The sequence below is a fragment of the Marivirga salinae genome (genome assembly GCF_030503855.1).
Taxonomy (GTDB): domain Bacteria; phylum Bacteroidota; class Bacteroidia; order Cytophagales; family Cyclobacteriaceae; genus Marivirga; species Marivirga salinarum.
The window spans coordinates 1,605,488-1,625,497 of sequence record NZ_CP129971.1 but is presented as its reverse complement, the minus strand read 5'-3'; the positions used below and the strand labels follow the sequence as shown (position 1 = coordinate 1,625,497).

The following is a 20,010-nucleotide window of genomic DNA, read 5'->3' as shown; positions in this document are numbered from 1 at the left end:
CCTGCATTCTCAGGAATGACGCACGGAATTAAATGAAATTGTAAAATGATAGATTAAGACCTCACTCCAACTCTACCTTATACATTTTACCATTTCTTCCCGCCATTAAAGCAGTTCGGCTATCAATAAAAGTAGTTGTCCAAATATCCTCCTCGCTTAAGATCTTCCATTTCTGTTGGTCACCTAGCCAAATTTCAGCTCCTTTTGGTCCGCAAACAATCACAAATTCATTACCTAAGTAATTCGTAACCGCCATTCCGTAAAAAGAACCTAGAGTTTGATGTTTAGGTAAAGTTTTCCAGTTTTTACTATCATCCTCTGAATAATATACATTCTCCAATTGTTGATCAGTGATTGCCAAATCACCACCCGTAATCCATAATTTATCATTGGAATTTTTAATGGCAGTCAAACCAGCAAATTCACCTGTCATCATAGGCGTGTTTTTCACTTCCCAGCTTCTACCATAATCTGCTGTGTAAAAAACTCTTGCACTTCCGTTTGCTCCTGTAGCAATCCATGCTTTACCTTCATCTCCCGTCAAAATATTGCTCCCACTTGAGGCAAAACCGCCTTCACCTTCATTAGTCAATGGGGCAGTCGGGATTCTATCCCAGCTCCTACCAAAATCTGTGGTTTTAAGAATGTAAGCTAAGGAATCAATGGCATCACCATAAACTAATCCTTGGCCGTTTTCCCAGAACTGAACTGCATCTATAAAACCTTGCTTATTCTTCATTTGAAAAACTTTTCTCCATCCTGATTCTACATGGAAATAAAAGATTTGGCTTAATCGACCTTCACCAGCGCTTAAAACAATAGCCTCTTTATCACTAATAGGATGTACATCTCTAAATTGCAAACTATCAACTTTAGGATAGGTAAAAACTTGCCAGTCAGCGCCTGCATTACTGGATTTAAGTAATGTGGAATAAGTGCCGCTTGCCCAAACTATGGAGTCGTTAAATGACTGCAAACCGATAATTAATGCGTCTGTATTGCTATTTAACTGAGTAACTTTAGGCGTTACTTTTTTATCACCACATGATACAATGAAAATTAATGTGATAATTATTAAGCTGTAATTTGAAATTTTACTACCAATCAAAATATTCTTCTTCATTTAATTCAACTTCTTTTTTCTCTTTTTCTTGGATTTTCTCTCCCTTAATGATCTTCTTCAAAGTTTCTCCCTCCTCTCTTATTCTATCTGCCACAGACTGCAATGATCTTTTTCTATCCCAGCTGACTTCAAAATCATCCGTAGTACCTATAATTTTAAGATAAAGATTGGAGTATTCCCCACTTTCTTCAATGGCGCCAAATGCTTCATCGCTATCCTGCTTTTTATAGTTTTTCAAAGGTACTAATAATCTATAATTAATTTCCTGATTGAAAGTATGCGTGCCTTGTATTAAAATATCTGATACATTCGACTGAATGGACATTTCCGGCAGATAAATTACTTTACCCCTGATTTCAATGGTGTTGCTCAATTCTCCAAAATTCAAATGCGTGAGCTCATCTTCTCTCACATAATCGGATAAACTCAACATAGGCTCAAAATTATTTAGCTCACCATTCTCAATTTTAGCATCAATAGTCGCTGTAAAAGCATCAGATTGAAAGTTCAAGCCTTCATCAAGCAAAATAAAAGCATCCACATCCGCATTAATTTTTCCTTTCAAATGGTGATCCGTTAAGAAATCCTGTTGAAAATTTTCGAAAGTATAAAATATGCTATCTACATTCATCCCATCGAAATTTGCAATACTATTGATGCGAATCTCATTTCTCTTTTTGGCATTCACTTCTCCGCTTAAGGTCATTTTTCCACCATTGCTTTCCATTTCTAATTGTGAAGCCTCTAAAATTTGATTGGATAATTTAATATTGCCCGATATTTTTCTGCCCTCGAATCGTTTAAACTCCAATTTTGAAATATGGGATGTTAAGTCCAACTGCAATTTTGGGCTTAGAGCAAATTTAAAGGACTCTTCCTGCTTTTCGATTGAGTTTTCAGCATTCGATAAGCCTGACAACAATTCATTTAAATTGATGTTTTCGCTTATCGTTTCAGCTTCAATTAATAGCGACTGATTATCTTTCAAGAAATACGGAATAATATTGAGAAAAAAACCGCTTAATTCAATGTCCGAATCTCCGATTTTGCCCTGCAAATGATTGATGGCTATGTCATTTTTATTAAACATCAATCTTCCATTTACATCATTAATTGGCAAGGGATAATCCTCGTAAACACCACTCAAATTAGTCAGAATAATCTCGCCAGAATTATTGATTCTTGAGGCAGTGGAAGCTTGTTTGAAATCATCAAAATAACCCGCTATACTTAAATTGAAATTAATTAAACCTTCTAGTTTAGTATATTTTTCATGATTCGGGAAGAACGTAAATAAATCCTGTGTTGAAATTTGTCCTTCAGTAGAAAGATTGATGAGATAATTTTCAAAATCTTTAATTCCCAAATTAGCTGTAAAAGCTTTACCTTTTAAATTTCCCTTTAAATCTTTCAATACCAATTGAGAGGTTTTGAAGCTTTGCCTAGCGCCATTATTGAAATTACCGTGAAAGCTTAAATCTTCAAATCTTGTATTGTATTCGGGTTGAAATAAAGAGGCATTACCTACACTAAAATTAAAATTGATTTGGGGACTTTCTTTAGATGTTAATTTTCCGATCAAACTTCCTTCAAATTGGGCATTCCCAGTACTTTCATAATCTGACAATTGCTTTCTATAATCCTCAGGCAACAGAGAAATAAGAGTTGTGAAATCAGTTTCAATCCCATTCACTTGAATATTCATATAACTGTTTAGGATTTCATAATTTCCTGAAACTTGAAATTCATTCCCTGACAAAAGCAATTGAGATGGTAATATATCTACAGTTTCCGCCCCCTGTGTATAGTTGAGCTTAGTTTTAACAGTCAGCTTTTTATTTTCAAAATAACTGTATTCACCAATTTTAATGGCTTTGGAATTAATTTTTCCATCCGCAATTATATGATAAACATCCCCCACTTTATTTAAGCTTGCCTTTAATTCATCCGCATACTGTAAATAGGATTGTTTTAAAGCTTCATCCACATAATTGACCTGCACAGCTTGAATCTGGATATTCTTCAAATTAAAATTGACCGATTGATTGGATGATTCACCAGAACTTTTGATAATATCATAATTTCTCTCACCTGTTCGAGTAGTGCGAATTGTTACTTCTCCCCTTTTTAGTATGATTTTCTCGAATGAATAATCTCCTTTAAGGAAATCCAACGTATTGAAAGAAAGAGCCAACTCCTCCAACTTAGCTAAAGGAAAACTGCTTCTCTCGAGAGATTCTTCTATGAAGACATCCTGAAAGCGAAGTGAGATATTAGGAAAATCAGTCCACCAATTGATATCAATGGCACCAACCTCCACAGGTGTCTGAATCGATTTATTGACTTCGGATAGAATTTTATCAATCAGTTGGTCTTGATTGTAATATAAATAAGCCGACCCACCCGCAAAAAGCAGGATAAAAAATAAAAAAAGATAAAGAATAAACTTTCTGATGCGCTTCAAAGTATTGCTTTTGATTGATGAACGAAAATTGTGAATAAGGGGTATAAATCCAAATTTATTTTTTTATAAGTCTAAATAGTTGATTTTCAGTTTTATAAACGGAAGCTTGAAAATAATTTAAATTATTTTACAAAATCAATTTGTAAATATAAAAAGCAGTACTACATTTGCATTCCCAAAACACAACAAAAGGTTGTAAAAAATTAAAAAAAGGGAAACATTTATTGAAAATATAGCTCAGTTGGTTTAGAGCATCTCGACTCACAAAGTCGGGAGGGTCATAGGTTCGAATCCGAACTATCAACTGGTTTTTGATATAAATGGGGATATAGCTCAGTTGGTTTAGAGCATCCCGACTCACGAAGTCGGGAGGGTCGTAGGTTCGAATCCGAACTATCAACTGGTTTTTGATACAAATGGGGATATAGCTCAGTTGGTTTAGAGCACCTGCCTTACAAGCAGGGGGTCGTAGGTTCGAATCCTACTATCCCCACAAAAGGTTTGCAAATTTTGCAAACCTTTTTTTATTTTACACCATGTGCAATTTCTACATCCTCTTCTCCCCATCTCTCGAAAAATACTATTACGGTCACACCTGTGACCAACTTTCCGAAAGAATTAGAAAACACAACTCCAATCACAAAGGCTATACTGGTAAAACTGATGATTGGGAACTCTCCTATAATGAAGAATACCCTACAAAAACAAAAGCCCAGAATCGAGAACTTCAAGTTAAGAATTGGAAGAACAGAAAAAGAGCTGAGGCTTTGATCAAAGACTCAGGGATATAGCTCAGTTGGTTTTGCGCATCCCGACAGGCAATGTCGGGAGGGTCGTAGGTTCGAAGGCCATCAGCTTCGCGAGGGGAAGTGTGGCATGGAGGTGTGTATGAACAATCCTACTATCCCCACACAAAATTAAAGGGTTACAGACAGAAAGTTTGTAACCTTTTTTTTTATTTATATACTGTTATTGAGGCGTTAAGTTTTCCACTTAATTTTTTGGACAAAACACCTATCAACTAATTTTATTCCTTCTCAAAACCAGCATGTATTTTTGACTTTTCCGGTACCTGGTCCATTGCATGCTCTGCAATAGCGGTAATAGACAATGAAGGGTTAACTCCCGGGTTGGCCGATATCATCGAGCCATCTATGACCATCATATTTTTATAGCCAAAAACATTGTTACTCCTATCAATCACCCCTTTTTCAGCGTCTTCCCCCATAACAGCACCACCCAAAATATGTGCTGTTGACGGAATTCCTGCCAGCGTTTCCAGCGAAAAGGCTGTGGCATTCCCATTTATAATTTTTGCGTAATCTTTAGTTAGCTGAGCAGATTCTGGAATATCAGGACTCGGTGGTTTTCCATTTCCCACTTTCGATACCATATTGCCAAGCCATCCTCTTTTAAAGTTAATGGTACTATCAACCGACTGCATAAATAACAAAATGACCGTTCGTTTTGACCAGCTGTTGAGCCAGTAAGTTCTGAAATAACGGACAGGCGACTTAAACATATTGACAAAGGTGTTTCCTATCCTCTTAAAAATAGTATTTCCCTGTGACATGGGTAAATGCAATAACTTCCAAAAGCCTGAGCCTTCTGAATAACGACAAATCTCAAGATGGGTGTTTTCATCAGTATGCAAAATACTGCCGATAGCCACTCCTTTAGAGACATTAATATTTTTCTCCAGACTGGATACGCTGATCAGTGTTTCATTGTTGGTTCTTATTTCTTCACCCGTTTTATTGGACAGAAGTGGTAATGAGCCTTTTTTCTTCAGTTTTAACAGTAATTTTACTGTGCCCATTACCCCACCAGAGAAAATCACTCCATTTGCGGTAAGAGATTTTTTTGTTTTAAAAAACTTTGTACTGGATTGAAGCTGAACATGATAACCATCTGACCCTTCTTTATTTTCAATTGGCTTCACATCAATTACTTCCTGTTCGGCTAGTATTTCAGCCCCTTCTTGCTGGGCAAGATGTAAATAGTTTTTATCCAATGTATTCTTGGCATCATAGCGACAGCCCGTCATACAGCCCCCGCAAAAAGTACAACCTGTCCTTTTAGGGCCTTTACCACCAAAGTATGGATCTTCTACCTCAACTCCCGGCTTGCCAAAATATACGGCCACTTTAGTAGCCTCAAATTGACTGCTGATATTTCGCTCTTTAGCCAGCTTTTGAAGGGCAAGATCACCGTCAAATAATTCTGGGTTTTCAGCAGCCCCCAACATTTTATGGGCTATTGCATAATACGGCTTTAACTCTGTTTCCCAATCTTTTAAACTAGCCCATGAACCCGTTTTATAAAAGGCAGTTTTAGGCACAGGTAATGTATTGGCATAAACAAGGGAACCACCTCCTACACCAGTGCCTGAGAGGATGGCAACATGCCTGAAAACTGTGAGCTTCATAATACCGAAAAAACGCAGCGATGGCAACCATAACCACTTAGGTAAATTCCAGTTGGTTTTAGCAAAATCTTTTGACTGGTACCACTTTCCTTTTTCGACCACCAAAACCTTATATCCTTTTTGCGAAAGTCTTAATGCACTAACCGAACCCCCGAACCCACTGCCAATTATAATGTAATCGTAATCAAAATCCATGACAACTATTTAAAGAAAATAAGTGATTGTTTTAGATATATAGATTAAATATATGGAAAATAATGATGGCTTATGTTGTTTATGGATAATTGGTAGAATTGATTTATAACACTAACAATCCATTCTCTCATATATCCTCAATTGCTTCTGAATACTAGAATTGCTCAAAAGCCTTCAAACTAACCTAATTATCTTTTCAGGTTTCAGCATAAACAAAAGGTCCAGTAGACAATTCTTTTAACTGAGCTGATAACCAATAGGCTTATATTTTATTTTTCAAATAGATTTATTCAGTGGCTGTATCAGTCAAGTTTTCTTGTTCATAGGCAGTCTCCTGAAGTTTATAATAAACCATCATATAAACTATCGTAAATAATGGCGCAATCACTAAATCGACCATGAATTCCAAAACATAAGAAACCTCCATATTCATTACAAAGCTATTACCCCCAAGTAGGTCTTTTGATAAATACAGTAAAATTTGTACAATTACACCAAGCACAACCATACTCAAGACTAATCTCGGTTGACTTTTTACCAACTCTTTACTTTTACTAAAATTACTTGAAGCCTCAGGATTTAATACACTTACTAAAGGAGCAAAATTAAAATAATAAAGAAGTAAAAGTGCCAGCCCACCAAACAACAAGCTACATAAAGCAATAACCAAAGGATTTGCTTCCATTGAAATCGAAAAGAATATAAATACGATGGATAAACCCACCAATAAAGCTAAAGCAATGGAAGTAAAAACATAGCTCCAAAAATAGCTACCAGCTGTTTTATAACATTCCTGAAAATCAGTTTCAAATTTTTGAAACCTGTTATTAACAGCAATTATTAATGCAATCTGCAATCGAAAAGAAAAATAGATGGAGAAGATAACAACAAGTACTAAAACAACTGCATTGATAAAATCATCAGTATTGACTAATTGGTTACCAAGGGAAATCAACAAGCTACAAACAGCCCCGAGAAAACTAATGGTTAAAAACAATTTATAATTCGATTTAAATAAATCGATTGCTTCTTCAATAATTACAAAGATTTTTAACTTTGTGTTCATTAGGCTAATAGTTCAAGTGTTGAAAAATTAAAACTAATAAAATAAAAACAACTAATGGGATTTAACACATGGAATAAAGTGAAAACTAAATTTTAAAAATATAATTCAATTGCATCCTATATCTACATACTCAGGCAGTAACAATAACCCCTTCTATAGACTTAAAAACTTATTATCTTAATTAAATATATTATCAAATCTCAAAACCCTTCCTGCACTAATGAGTTTTACAAATAATATATGGTAACCATCTCATTAATAAACTACTCTCAAAATAAATATTGGGCATTTAAACAAATGCAATTGCTGCCTCCTCGATTAGCTAAAATCAAAGGTTGTGAATTTGCGAAATTACTAGGGACAGGAAGCGGATTTGGTTTTAGTTTATGGCCTGATTTTTCTACCTATGCTTTGTTGATGAAGTGGGAGCATGAAACGCAAGCCGAAGATTTTTTCCAAAATTCAAATGAATTCAATGAGCTAAAAAGTAAATCCAACTCAATAGAAACACACTATTTAGAGTCGCTTGGTGCACATGGTAGCTGGTATGGACAAAATCCATTTCCTGAGAAAGCAGAATACTCAGGAGGGAAAATAGCTGTAATAACCAGGGCAAGAATTAACCTCCATAAACTGCCACGATTTTGGCAATTCGTACCCAAGGCAAGTCAAGCTATTAAAAATGCCAAGGGTTTAATCTTTACCAAAGGAATAGGCGAATGGCCTTTAATTGAACAAGCCACCTTCAGCATTTGGGAAAATGAGCAAGCCATGAAGGATTATGCATATGCTGATATCCATAAAGAGATTATTGGGAAGGTAAAGAAAGAAAATTGGTATAAAGAGGAGTTATTTGGTCGTTTCAATTACATTAAGAGCATTAATCATTAACAGCTATTGCCGTAATCCGTTAGCAATAAGTAATCACCAAATTTCAAAACCATGAAAAACCTTCTACTCTTTCCGTTTTTATTAATTTTATTTCAAGCCTGTGCACAAAAAGACGACAAGCCTTCACAAGAAAAAGTGAATTTAAAGCTTAATGAACAGTTTGGAGACTATTGGTATCAAGGCAAAGCAGAATTGACTTCCTATGATTTAGAGCAAATCCGATATGGAGCAAAAAGAAAAGGTGAAGCTGTTCTTATTTATGTAACAGAGGATTTCTCTAAAAGCAAGCAAGTAAAACTGGATAATCCCAAAGAAGCTGGGGATGATGCCGAAAAAGTATTGAAACTTAATTTCACTAAAAAATTCAATACGGGAATTTATCCTTACTCTATTATGACCTCTGTATTCTCCCCAGTTTATCCTGATAATGATTTACATGCGAGAAAAATTACCACCTCGGTTCAGGAATGGTGCGGTCATGTTTTTATGCAACTGAATAATAAAAGGAATAAATACAAATTACTAGCTCGCTCCTATTTTGAAAGTGAAGGAGATGTGAGAATGAATCTAGAAAAAATATGGCTGGAAGATGAGCTTTGGACCTTATTGCGTTTGGATCCCAATCAAATTCCTGAAGGTGAAATCCAATTATTTCCTTCCACCCAGTATTTGCGATTAAAGCACAAAGAATTAAAGTCTTATACTGCCAATATCAGTAAAATCAAGAGTGATGATTTAAACGAACTCAAAATTGAAATCCCTGAATTGGAGCGTGAATTATCAATATTTTATAAAAATCAACATCCTTATCAAATAGAAAAGTGGGAAGAAACTTATCCTGAAAAAGGTGAAATAATGACGACTACCGCCACCCTTAAAGAAAGAATTATGCTGGATTATTGGAATAAAAATGGTGTAAAGGATAGTACTTATAGAGAGGAATTGAAGATTGGATTTTAGATGTAGAAATCGATTTAAAAAAAGGAACGCACGATTGAGCGTTCCTTTTTAAAAAGTAAATTTTATCAATTATTAAAGTTTCTGCATTTCCTCTTTTACAAAGTTCATCAATTCGCTGATGTTCTTTTTGCTGAAATCAAATTTGATATCAGCTGCTTCGTAAACTTCAGGAATAGATTTGGTATACCCCATCCTTAAAGCTTTCATATAGGAATCCAATCCTTTTTTAGGATCTGTTTTATAGTTCTTCCAAACTGCTACTGCTCCTAATTGTGCCATTCCATATTCTATATAGTAAAATGGCACTTCATATAAATGCAATTGCTTCTGCCACAGACTGTCTTTGAATTTCTCCAAACCAGCGTAATCTGTAATGGAATCTGAAAAATCATCCAGAATATCATTCCATGCTTTTGTTCTTTCGGCTACGGTATGCTCCGGATTTTCATAAATCCAATGCTGGAATTTATCGATAGTGGCCACCCAAGGCAATGTCTCAATAATTCCTTCCAGATGTTCTGTTTTGGCTCTTTTTAAATCCTCTTCATTATCAAAGAAAATATCCCAATAATCAAGGGTAATCAACTCCATACTCATGGAAGCCAATTCGGCTACTTCAGATGGCGGATTTTTGAAATCATTCAATTCCAAATCATTCATTAGGAAAGAATGCACTGCATGTCCGCCTTCATGCAATAGTGTCACCATATCTCGCAAAGTAGATGTGGCATTCATGAATATAAAAGGAACTCCTGTTTCGGAAAGCGGATAATTATAACCTCCTGGCGATTTCCCTTTTCTGGAATCCAAGTCCAGATGTTTCATTTCTACCATCTTTACTAAACAATCGCCTAAAAATGGGTCTAATTTATTGAATACTTTAATGGTTTTCTGAGTCAAATCATCAGCTCCATTAAAAGGTTCTAAAGCTTCCTTTCCAGAAATATCAACAGCTTTGTCCCATGGTCTTAATGTATCCAGTTCTAGCTTTTCCTTTCTATTCTTTGCTATTTCATCCAGCAAGGGCACTACTTCTGACTTCACAGAATCATGGAAATCAAAACAATCCTGAGGTGAATAATCGAAGCGGCCCATGGAGGCAAACATAAAATCACGGTAATTTTCAAAACCAGCATTTTTAGCCACTTTGGTTCTTAACTGTATCAGTTCAGTAAATAGCTTATCCAGTTTTTCTTTATCGGCTAATCTTCTGGAAGATATTTTACGATAGATTTCTTCCCTTAATTCCCTATCGGTGGATTGTAACATTACAGCTGCCTGTTGCAACGTCATTTCCTTGCCCTCATGCTCAATGTCCATTGCCCCGGAAATAGAGCCATATTTTTGAGAGAGGCTTGCAATCTCGGTTTCCAGTGGAATGTTTTCCTCTCTGAAGATTTTCACATCTTTCTCCATTTCCCGAATCATGATATTATAGCCTTCTTTCTCTTTAACTGAAGCTAAATAAGGAGAAGCCAAAGCCTTCCTGTTCAATTTATCACTATAAGGGGCAATATGAGGCTGGATATTACGAACAAAATCCTCAAAAGAGGCAGCTAATTTTTCATCTGAAGTGTCGCAGGTCATTTTAATATAGCGCCAAGCCATATCTTCTGAAACAACCGCTTCCAGTTCACTTAATTTGGCAAACCAATTCTCTAAATCCTGGGTGGAATTAATTTCTTCTTCTAATAATTTATCAAAATAAGGTTTTAAAGTCTCCCAATCTTTTACTTTAAAATCCTTAGGTAAAAATTGTCTTTCTTTTATTTCGAATTCCATGTTTAGTATTTTAAAATTTTAGATCACGGCTAATTAAATTCATTATTTAAATTAAATGAATTTAATTTCCGAGATGACAGTATCTGGATACAAAAAAAGAGGACAGTAGCCCTCTTTATTTTTTACTCATTATTTAATGAAAAGTTATCCTATTTCAATTTTTACATCAGCAGATGTAGGATGCCCTACACAGTTTAAGACAAAGCCTTCTTCCTTTTCTGCATCAGACAAACCTTCATCCTCTTCCATATGAACAGTTCCTGATAATAATTTACCTCTACATGCAGTACACAATCCACTTTGACAAGAGAATGGTAAATCAATATCTAAATCCAAAGCGGTCTCTAAAATAGACTTATCTGCTGGAACTGGGAATTTATATTCTTCGCCATCAAACAATATAGTTACTTCGTATTCTTGTCCTTGGGCTTCATTTCCAGATTTCTTTTCTTCTTTATCAATGGTACCCTGTACAAAGCTTTCCTTATAAACATTGGCTTTATCCACCCCGAAATTCTCAAGGTATTGCTCCACATTTTTCATCATTCCTTCCGGGCCACACATTAAATATTGTGTTTGATCATTTCCCCAATTAGGAATTCTGTCCAATATCTTTTGAAGCATTTCCTCATTTAATAAACCAGATTCGCCCTGCCAGTTGATAGGCGCATCATCCAATATATGAATGACATGCATTCTTCCTTCGTAATCATCTTCCAACTTATCAAATTGCTTTTTGAAGATTACAGATTCCAAATTTCTGTTGGCATAAATCAATGATATAATGCTATCTGGCTCTGCATGTAGAATTGATTTTGATATTCCCATCATAGGCGTGATACCACTACCACCAGCAAACATAATCAGGTGACGCTTTTTATCAGCCTCCACAGTAGTTGTAAAATTCCCCATTGGCTCCAATACCTGAATTTTATCGCCAGCTTTAAGATTGTCATTCAAGTAATTGGACATTTTACCATTCTCCACTCTTTTCACCGTTACGGCAGGATATTCATCCACCAAAGGAGAAGTACATAAAGAATAAGCTCTTCTTACACTTTCGCCATTTATGTCAGTGATAAGTGTTAAAAATTGACCTGCGGTATAGCTCAATTCCCATTCAGGTTGTTCAAATTCAATTACAATAGCATCCGCTGTTGCATTGATGACTTGTCGAACCGTCAGTTCCTTATATCTTTTTGATTTTTTATCTTCTTTATTTTCTTTCTTTTTGAAAAAATTAAACGCCATGCTTTTTAAATTTTTATTTGAGATAACTCAATGTTTCTATAATAGTTAAGCAAAATTAACAAGCTTTAACAATTTTCACTTATTAATTCCAAAAATGCTTCAAAATTCATTTCAATAATAAACTTTTAAGCTGACTCGATAGTTACAAAAAGAAAACATAATTATGGCAAGAGCAAATATAAAACTCATTAAAGCAATTAGAACTGCTGCCCGAAAGATTCAGGAGGGCTTTCATTACCAATGGGGACATATGGGCGGTTGTAATTGCGGGCATTTAGCACAGGAACTAACTCCTTACAGCAAAAGAGAAATTCATGAATATGCCATGAGAAAATCTGGTGATTGGACAGACCAAGTAGAAGACTATTGTAGCACCAGTGCAATGCCGATGGATGAAATTATCTCTAGTATGATGGATTCAGGCTTGGAAAGAAAAGACATGATTGAACTGGAAAGATTGAAAAACCAAGAAGTTAGAAGATATATGGGCGAAAGAGGTGTAAAACTCTATCACAACAATAAAGAAGATGTGGTGGATTATATGTTTGCCTGGGCAGATTTACTGGAAGAGAAATTGTTGGCGAATATTAAGCTTCCTGAAAATATGGAGAGCTATGCTACAGTTGACAGTTGACAAAAAGCGACAGTTTCTAATAATGAAAAAAGGTCTGATTTTATCAGACCTTTTTTTGTGTATCGGATGGTTGCTGTGCCACTAACCATGGACACTGAAATTACAAACCTATTTCAATAGCATAAAAGAGTTAAGTTTACTACTTTTCCCGTTCAGTGCGTTCCCGATTAAAATTCGGGAACGCACTGAACAAGGATTTTTCTAAAAGACCAATATCGCATAAACCTTTTCCCTAATAAGGCTTTTAAACTTATTTCTCAAAAACCACTCTCCCATCAAAAATAGTCATAGCCACATTTGTTTCAAGGATTTCATCCTCAGGAACAGTCATGATATCTTTATCAAAAATGGTGAAATCGGCTAATTTACCTACTTCAATTGAGCCTTTAATGTCTTCTTCAAAAGCACCATAAGCCGCATCCAAAGTATAAGATCTTAAAGCCTGCTCTCTGGTCATTTTTTGCTCTGGTTCGTAACCTCCTTCTGGAGTTCCTTCTAAGGTTTTACGGCTAACGCTTGCATAAAAAGAAGCTAATGGATCGATTGGCTCAACCGGCACATCGGTTCCATTTACAATAGGTACTCCTGATTGCAACAAGGCTTGCCACATATAAGCCCCTTCTTTAATTCGCTTTTCTCCTAATCTATCAATTGCCCAAGGCCTATCTGATGACATATGAACAGCTTGCATAGCTGGAATTACACCTAATTCAGCAAATCTTGGAATATCATCAGGATGTAAATGCTGAGCATGTTCAATTCTGAATCTGTGGTTGTCAGTTAGATCCGCATTTTCATTCATCGCCTTTTCATATCTATCTAGGATTTCCTGATTGGCTCTATCTCCTATTGCATGTGAGCAAACTTGAAAACCTGTTTTCAATGCCTGATTGGAAGTAGTATAAACAAAACTCATTGGCAAAGTCTCATGTCCGAAATGACCTGGTTGGTCAGTATATTCTTCTAAAAGCCAAGCACCTCTTGAACCTAAAGCACCATCGCAATTTAATTTGATAGAGCGGATAGTTAAAAGATGAGTACTATCCACTTCAGGTCCTTTTTCATACCATTCATTTAATAATTCCTTATCCCAACCTGTTAACATAGCGTACATCCTCACATCCAATTTTCCATCTGCCTTCATATCACGATAAAGCTGAATATTTTCTCTGCCAATTCCAGCATCATGAAAACTTGTAATTCCGTTTCGGTGACTAGCTTTTACTGCTAATTCAAAAGCTTTTTGATCTTTTTCTGGTGTACTCTCAGGAATATGTTGCGTGATCAATGTCATCGCTCTTTCGTTGAAAACTCCTGTTGGATTTCCCTGCTCATCCCTGAAAATTTCGCCACCTTCAACATCTAGATTTGCCATGCTTTCTTTAGATAAAGGAAGAACTCCAGCAATTTGCATAGCTTTTTCATTTGCCATTCCAGCATGACCACTTGCATGCCTTAAATAAACGGGATTATCAGGGGAAACTTCACTAATGGCATGATGCAAAGGAAAACCGTCAATAGTGTTATTAGGCATTTTATTCCATTTGCTTTGATGCCAACCTCTACCAGTTATCCATTCACCTGGCTTTGCAGCATCCACTGCTTCTTTTACTTTTTGTATGACTTCATCATAGCTTTTAGTTTGTAATAAATCAACATTCAATTCATTATAACCTAAGCCCATAAAATGACCATGACCTTCAATAAAACCAGGAGTCATGGTTTTCCCTGCTAAATCAACCTGCTTCGTATTTTCAGACAGATATTGCTCAACTTCTGCTTCACTTCCTGCAAATAAAATTTTATTATTTTTAACAGCTACTGCTTCCACAGTGGGTTGGTTTTCATTTACTGTATAAATGTTACCTCCTTTAATTATTAAATCCGCTGATTCTTGTTGATTTTGACAACTCAGAAAGCTGAAAATTGCCAATATGGATAGTAAAGATTTTATTTTCATTGTGTGTTTTTTAAAATTTGTTTGAAAGTAATTTGAAATTGCCTGAAATACAATAAAGATTATTTAAATGGAAAATTACTTAGGAACAATAATTTTAATAGCTGACTAATATAGCCTAACTCTGGATTTTTCACTAAAATTTCAAATTAATTTATATTCTAAATATTCTAAACTTTTACAACCAAAGTAGACTTTATAGTGTCTGTTTCAGTATTGGCAAATAAATATTTCATGAAATACTCGTTATGCATAACAAAAAATTATAACAATATTTTAGGATTGTGGTTTATTTACCTATTTTCACAACTATTAAACAAATTAAAACTATTATGAAGAAGAAAAATTTATTTTTAAAATCGACCAGCTCGTTACTAGCGATGCTATTCGTAGTAATGTCGGCATTTATGATCACGTCATGTGGTGAAGATCCAGAACCAGAACCGGAAAATAATATTGTAGAAACACTAACTGATTTAGGAGGATATGATTCACTAATAAAGTATGTTAGTGTATATCCAGATTTAGTTTCAACATTAAATTCAGCATCCGAGAAAACTTTATTTGCACCTAATAATGCTGCTTTTGCTTCATTATTAGAAACCCCTGGTTTCCCGCAAGATATCACTACCATTAATCCTGGTATTATTAAAGCGGTTTTGACTTACCATGTTGTAGTAGGTCAAGAAATTGCTGCTGCTGATTTATCTGGTGAACTTACAACGGCTTATAATGACGAAGTTATCATTGTAAATAACGGTACTTTAGAAACTGGAGCTACTAATCCTGAAATCACTTTAGGTGACACTGATATCAAAACAACCACAGGTATCATCCATGAAACTAACTCTGTTTTAATTCCACCTTCTATTGGTGCGCAATTAACTCCAATTTTAGGGACTGTTTCAGGTACTTTATTATTAGGAGCAGATTTCTCTGATTTAGCGATTGCTATCCAAAGAGTAGATGCTGCAAGAGCAGAACGAGGCGATACTCCTTTCGCTCAAATTTTAGCTGATAGACAAGGAAGTTATACTGTATTTGCTCCAGTAAATGCTGTATTTGATGGAGCGGGTATTGATCCATCTACTGCTGATGTTGGATTTTTGGAAGCTGTAATTTTAAATCATGTTATCGTTGGTGACAACCTAGCAGCTGCAGACATCCAAGGACAACTTGCAGGTGGAGATAATACATTAACTACTTTAGGTGGTGAAGTAACAGTAGCTCCAACTGAATTCCAAGGTAATCCGACATTATCAATTGGTGGTGCAGCAGTGGTTTCGCCTGATAATGTTACAGGAAATGGTACTGTTCATGCAATAGCAGGATTTGTTTCTTCTAATTCTAATTCTTACTCTGCAGTGTTATTAGGATCACAAGGGAGCTCAAGTCCAAGTTTCTACAATGTGATTGCAAATGCTACCAGTGGCTATGGTGCTTCAAGAGATGCTTCTGCCTCTATTGATTTTGCTTACTACTACGGAGCAACTAATGAAGTTTCTCTTGGTGCTATTGATTCTGAAGACTTGAATTCAGTTTTCTCATCTGTTGATTTACCTATCGCAGATATTTTTGAAACAAGAAATGCTACAAGATTTCAAGTAACCAGTTTAAGTGCTGCTGAATTTGACGGCATTGTTACTAATGCTCAAGTTGCAGGAGTTGCAAATTCTGAATTAACATCAAATCCGGACGCTACTAACTTAGAGGAAGGTAGTGTAATTGCATTCAAATTAGATGATGCAAGAGGTGGTTTATTCGGATTAGTTAAAGTTGCTGAGGTTAATGATACTAATGGAACTGGTTCAATTACAATTGATGTAAAAGTAATTGCTGATGCTTTTTAAGTTGTAAGTAATAATATATTCTGAATTAAGAGAGACTGTTCGTTAGAGCAGTCTCTTTTTTTTGTATCAACATATAAAGGATGTAATTGAATACGAAGACAAATGTATTTGTGTTTGAGTTTTGGTACAGTCGTTAATACAAATAATTGACAATTTCAAGAAGGCATCAAGGGTTATTATTTCACTTTGTATTATACCGTAAACGGTGTATTCTAATTTTCAAGTTTTTACTCATTAGACTATGGTTTACGAGCTTCAAAATTTTACTTTCATAACCATTTAAGTGCTCAAAGCTATTGAAATAAATGGTCTAAGATTTATGTTTTTATACTATAATAAAAAAAGGTAACCACTTTAATGTAGTTACCTTTCTTTTGAGTTCGGTGGAGATTACCTATTCATCATCTGATCAAAAGTTAAAGAAACATAATATATTGCCCCTACATTAGGTGCTCCAAAACTTTGAATGTAGTAATCATTCGTAAGATTACTTCCTCCTACTTTCAACAAGGTTTTAAATGGTAGCTTATAAGAAACTTGTGCATCCAATGTTCCAAAAGCTGGAATATTGCCATCGCCAAATGATGACTCCCAATAGAATTCTGATTGCCATCTATAAGCAACATTAAAACCAATTTTATCAGTTAATTTTCTGTTCCCGAATTTTAAGTTGAATTTGTGCTCTGGAGTATTGAATCCAAAAACAAAACTTTGCCCCTCAGCATTTTCTGTGTTTAAAACATTCCAATTGTAGTTAGAACCAACAGTATAACCGCTACCAATGGCGTAATCAACCCCAATTGCTGCGCCTTGCGATGTAATTTGCTGACTTGCATTTGTATATATTTGGAAAGTATTATCAGCATTACCTTGAAGCAAACTTCCTAAATTTGGAGACCCATCAGGATTAGCTTGTGCTTTTCTAACCCTTTGTTGTGTGATGAAATCATTATATTGGTTATAATAATAAACAGCATCAATCATAATTTTTTTATTGATCAAGCTTTTATAACCTACTTCAAAAGATTGAACTTGCTCTGGTTTTACTGATTCATAATTTAAAGTGTTTTCATTATCGAGGAATGATTCATCAAAACTTCCTGTTGAATATAAGTTATTGATCATAGCATTCACAGACTCTAGCGTATAAATATTGGGGTCAGTACCAATGCCATAAGCATTTGCGTATTGAGGAAGACCTCCTAATAGTCTGCTTGAAATAATATTCAAATTGATATGCTGACCTTGAGTAGTTGGGTTTCTAAAACCTGTTTGAAATGAAGCTCGAATATTATTGTTTTTTGCTACTTCAAAAACAGCTGAAAACCTAGGACTGAAAACAGCGTCAAAATTTTCATTTTTATCTACCCTTGCAGATCCTGTTAATTTCAATTTATCATCTAAAACCTGCTTACTAGCTTGGAGATAGGCTCCATATTCTGCAATAGAGATATCATTACCTACTGTGTCAGGAAATATAGTTCCATTAGAGTTCAAGTCATATAATCGAAAAGAAGCCCCTACCTGTATGGAGGCAAAATCAATCTTTGAAGTTAAGTCATATTGAGCCTCAGCATGATACATTTTAGTCATATCAGCAAAGCTTGGACCATTAGGCACCGTACCTGATGCTAAAGCACGTTCTTTAGCTTCCTCAAATGCATCCGAACCAGGTTCATATCTACTTCTGTCTGCAGCATCTCTTGCAGCAGTAAAAGCCTGTTCTTGTAAATTAATGAATGATTGGGGATCTGTGCTTTGTAAATTGGCTAATTCTGCTGGTGTATAATCCCTACTTATTTGTTTCAGATAATTAGCAGTGTAAGTTGCAAACCATTTATTGTTACTAGAAAAGGAAGTATTGACCTGATTCCCTAAGAATTCAGTAATATATGAATTACCAGAATTCTCAAAAGTTCCGTACCCTCTAATAAACCAATCAGTTGATTTTAATTCTAATTTATGTTGTTGAATACTAAAATCTGATAATGAATATCGCTGTGCTCCAGTGTATATAGAGGTTCCTGAACCATAATTCCATTGATAAATACCTTCAATATTATCAGTAATTCTGTAATGAGCAGAAGCATTTAATTTATAGTTTCTAGCATCATAATTTATAAGTTGGTGCTCTTCATAAGGTGTTCTTGAAACAACTTGATTTGGTGCAAAGGCCAAATAATCCGTGAAATTTTGATTGTCTTTTGGAGCAGAGCCTTGAAACATAATACCACTATAAAGAGTCCTTAAACTAGCAAAAGTATTATTGTCATTTGCCGTTCCATCTGCTGCGAAAGCTGATTGAATAGCTGTTCCTAAAAATGCTGCATTAACACTAGCTTCATCTCCCATTGTATTAGGATAATCACTTCCTGGATTGAAAGAAAGATTACCTTGTCTTTCTGATTCTCGGTCAGTAGTATAATTGGTAGCATACCAATCCAATGCTTGCATATAACTTCCATTTACCTTAAAAGCAAAACGGTCATTAAATAGTGATTTTGCATATCGAACTGATGCTTCATACATTGGTTGAGGAGTTGAAGGTGCACCAGCTTCTGTATCAGCACCAAAGTGGTTCATTCCTACTTTAGCAAATGCACTTAAGCCCTGATATTCAAAAGGTGATTTAGAATTCACTAATAATATTCCATTGAAGGCATTGGGTCCATAAAGTGCAGAAGCTGCTCCTGGTATCATTTCCACACTTTCTACATCTAATTCAGAAGGACCGTTCAAGTTACCTATCGGAAAGTTTAATGCTGGTGCTTGTGTATCCATTCCATCTGTTAACTGAACAAACCTAGTATTTCCAGTTGAATTAAACCCTCTAGCATTTACAATTTGAAAATTGATACTACTTTGGGTAACATCCACTCCTTTCAAATAACCAATAGATTTGTAATAATTATCTGCTGGAGTTTGTTGAATAGCTAAAACATCCATTTTCTCAATAGAAACCGGAGATTTCAATATACTTTCCTCCACACGAGAAGCAGAAACTACGACTTCCTGCCCCATGATCAACTCTTCATTTAAAGCTATTTTTATACCTGTAGCAGAATTATTTCCATCGATAGTATATTCTTCCATTTTATAACCTACCATGCTAAATTGCAAGGTGAGAGGAGTTGGTAGGTTGACGCTAAAATCAAAATTCCCATCAAAATCAGTGGTGGTTCCTAATACTTTTCCTTTCACTACCACATTCACACCAATTAGTGGGACTTTTGAATCACTATCAATGACAGTCCCTGAAATTTGAGTTTTCTGTGCCATCCCTTGCCAATTTATACCTATTAGCAGACAGATAATTAAGGCGGTTCTTTTGAGTAAATACATTTCCATAGAGAATAGTTTTAAAAATCTTATATCAAATTAATGAAAAATACTAGTTATTTAAGCTGTT

At 35.2% G+C, this 20,010-nt stretch carries 13 protein-coding genes and 3 tRNA genes; 8 read left to right on the top strand and 8 right to left on the bottom strand.

All coding sequences use genetic code 11. From position 1 onward, the window contains the following. Positions 1 to 61: 61 nt before the first annotated feature. Together QYS49_RS06925 and QYS49_RS06920 are read right to left on the bottom strand one after the other, a co-directional pair. Entirely contained in the window at positions 62 to 1,123 is a 1,062-nt protein-coding gene (locus QYS49_RS06925) for a WD40/YVTN/BNR-like repeat-containing protein (RefSeq protein ID WP_308350989.1), read from the bottom strand. Beyond that, the gene (locus QYS49_RS06920) at positions 1,098 to 3,587 is read right to left on the bottom strand and encodes an AsmA family protein (protein ID WP_308350988.1); all 2,490 of its coding nucleotides are present in this window, start codon (positions 3,585 to 3,587) and stop codon (positions 1,098 to 1,100) included. The genes QYS49_RS06925 and QYS49_RS06920 overlap by 26 nt, the downstream gene beginning before the upstream one ends. A 234-nt stretch (positions 3,588 to 3,821) precedes the next feature. Here QYS49_RS06920 and QYS49_RS06915 point away from each other — a divergent pair. The 4 genes from QYS49_RS06915 to QYS49_RS19045 all read left to right on the top strand — a co-directional run bounded on the left by QYS49_RS06915 (position 3,822) and on the right by QYS49_RS19045 (position 4,378). Beyond that, positions 3,822 to 3,889: transfer RNA gene (locus tag QYS49_RS06915), tRNA-Val, on the top strand. A 23-nt stretch (positions 3,890 to 3,912) separates the two neighbouring features. After that, positions 3,913 to 3,986: transfer RNA gene (locus QYS49_RS06910), tRNA-OTHER, on the top strand. A 19-nt stretch (positions 3,987 to 4,005) separates the two neighbouring features. Continuing rightward, positions 4,006 to 4,080: transfer RNA gene (locus QYS49_RS06905), tRNA-Val, on the top strand. 43 nt (positions 4,081 to 4,123) lie between these two features. Further along, the gene (locus tag QYS49_RS19045) at positions 4,124 to 4,378 is read left to right on the top strand and encodes a GIY-YIG nuclease family protein (protein ID WP_372587671.1); all 255 of its coding nucleotides are present in this window, start codon (positions 4,124 to 4,126) and stop codon (positions 4,376 to 4,378) included. 236 nt (positions 4,379 to 4,614) lie between these two features. Here the strand turns inward: QYS49_RS19045 and QYS49_RS06895 are convergent, their stop codons facing one another. Together QYS49_RS06895 and QYS49_RS06890 are read right to left on the bottom strand one after the other, a co-directional pair. Then, positions 4,615 to 6,210, bottom strand: a complete 1,596-nt coding sequence (locus tag QYS49_RS06895; RefSeq protein ID WP_308350985.1) for a GMC oxidoreductase — start codon at positions 6,208 to 6,210, stop codon at positions 4,615 to 4,617. Positions 6,211 to 6,496: 286 nt separating this feature from the next. Beyond that, positions 6,497 to 7,276, bottom strand: a complete 780-nt coding sequence (locus QYS49_RS06890; protein ID WP_308350984.1) for a hypothetical protein — start codon at positions 7,274 to 7,276, stop codon at positions 6,497 to 6,499. Positions 7,277 to 7,516: 240 nt separating this feature from the next. Between QYS49_RS06890 and QYS49_RS06885 the strand changes: the two genes are divergently transcribed. Further along, positions 7,517 to 8,167 carry a spheroidene monooxygenase gene (locus tag QYS49_RS06885; RefSeq protein WP_308350983.1) on the top strand — a complete coding sequence of 217 codons (651 nt, stop codon included), beginning with the start codon at positions 7,517 to 7,519 and terminating at the stop codon, positions 8,165 to 8,167. Positions 8,168 to 8,218: 51 nt separating this feature from the next. Beyond that, positions 8,219 to 9,127 carry a hypothetical protein gene (locus tag QYS49_RS06880; protein ID WP_308350982.1) on the top strand — a complete coding sequence of 303 codons (909 nt, stop codon included), beginning with the start codon at positions 8,219 to 8,221 and terminating at the stop codon, positions 9,125 to 9,127. Between the two features lie 72 nt (positions 9,128 to 9,199). Here QYS49_RS06880 and QYS49_RS06875 read toward each other — a convergent pair whose 3' ends face one another. Then, complete coding sequence (locus tag QYS49_RS06875) at positions 9,200 to 10,909, bottom strand: M3 family oligoendopeptidase (protein WP_308350981.1); 1,710 nt, start codon at positions 10,907 to 10,909, stop codon at positions 9,200 to 9,202. Positions 10,910 to 11,053: 144 nt separating this feature from the next. After that, positions 11,054 to 12,160: a 2Fe-2S iron-sulfur cluster-binding protein gene (locus tag QYS49_RS06870; protein WP_308350980.1), complete on the bottom strand. Its 1,107-nt coding sequence runs from the start codon at positions 12,158 to 12,160 to the stop codon at positions 11,054 to 11,056. Between the two features lie 163 nt (positions 12,161 to 12,323). Here QYS49_RS06870 and QYS49_RS06865 point away from each other — a divergent pair, with 163 nt between their 5' ends. Next, complete coding sequence (locus QYS49_RS06865; RefSeq protein WP_308350979.1) at positions 12,324 to 12,794, top strand: hypothetical protein; 471 nt, start codon at positions 12,324 to 12,326, stop codon at positions 12,792 to 12,794. Between the two features lie 250 nt (positions 12,795 to 13,044). Here the strand turns inward: QYS49_RS06865 and QYS49_RS06860 are convergent, their stop codons facing one another. Further along, positions 13,045 to 14,754: an amidohydrolase gene (locus tag QYS49_RS06860; protein WP_308350978.1), complete on the bottom strand. Its 1,710-nt coding sequence runs from the start codon at positions 14,752 to 14,754 to the stop codon at positions 13,045 to 13,047. 329 nt (positions 14,755 to 15,083) lie between these two features. Between QYS49_RS06860 and QYS49_RS06855 the strand changes: the two genes are divergently transcribed. Then, positions 15,084 to 16,601 carry a fasciclin domain-containing protein gene (locus tag QYS49_RS06855; RefSeq protein WP_308350977.1) on the top strand — a complete coding sequence of 506 codons (1,518 nt, stop codon included), beginning with the start codon at positions 15,084 to 15,086 and terminating at the stop codon, positions 16,599 to 16,601. Between the two features lie 390 nt (positions 16,602 to 16,991). On the opposite strand, the gene QYS49_RS06850 is transcribed toward QYS49_RS06855, so the two are convergent. Next, positions 16,992 to 19,880 carry a TonB-dependent receptor gene (locus QYS49_RS06850; protein WP_308350976.1) on the bottom strand — a complete coding sequence of 963 codons (2,889 nt, stop codon included), beginning with the start codon at positions 19,878 to 19,880 and terminating at the stop codon, positions 16,992 to 16,994. Positions 19,881 to 20,010 lie beyond the last annotated feature (130 nt).